The organism is Alteribacillus sp. HJP-4 (genome assembly GCF_042139015.1).
In the GTDB taxonomy this organism is placed as follows: Bacteria; Bacillota; Bacilli; order Bacillales; family Marinococcaceae; genus JBHIKY01.
In genome coordinates this window covers 1-592 of sequence record NZ_JBHIKY010000063.1, presented here as the reverse complement: position 1 = coordinate 592, position 592 = coordinate 1, and the positions used below count along the sequence as shown (strand labels likewise).

The 592-nt window shown below is 49.7% G+C and carries 1 protein-coding gene; it reads right to left on the bottom strand.

The genetic code is table 11. From position 1 onward, the window contains the following. Window positions 1-198 precede the first annotated feature (198 nt). The coding region (locus ACE4RR_RS21520; RefSeq protein ID WP_375537461.1) for an IS3 family transposase at window positions 199-592 on the bottom strand (394 nt) is incomplete at its 5' end.

Genomic DNA, 592 nt, shown 5'->3' with positions numbered 1-592 from the left:
TGGACCTCTGTCAAGAAAGTGGACACCCTTTAACAGAATAGGAATGATGCGATGGTGACAGCTACAGATCATTCTTCCCTATGTTTCAATCGTAGATGATCTCGCAGAAGCGTCAAGCCCAGCCCGCTTGACCTCTCCGCTCTATCATCTTAGGGCGGGTTACGGGAAGAAAAGCATCCCCTGCCCTGCGGGCCGGTATTAACCTTTGGATTGTGCCGCATAGAACTGTTCGTAATACTGGACCGGAGACTGATAACCAATCGCGCTGTGAATTCGTTTTCGGTTATAAATGAGCTCAATGTAGCGGTATATTTCTGTATAGGCCTGTTTTCTGGTAATAAACCGCCGACCCTGGATGAGTTCTTTTTTGAGCAGGCTGAAAAAGGACTCGGCGCAGGCGTTATCGTAACAATTTCCGGTGCGGCTCATACTGGCTTCCATGTGATAATCCTCCAATGTTTGGCGGTACTCATGCGAGGCATATTGTTTGCCTCGGTCGGAGTGATGAAGCAGTCCTTCGGGCGGCTTCTTCGCTTCATGCGCGTCTTCCAGGGCATCCAGCACCAGGTGGTTTCTCATATGACGGTATAAG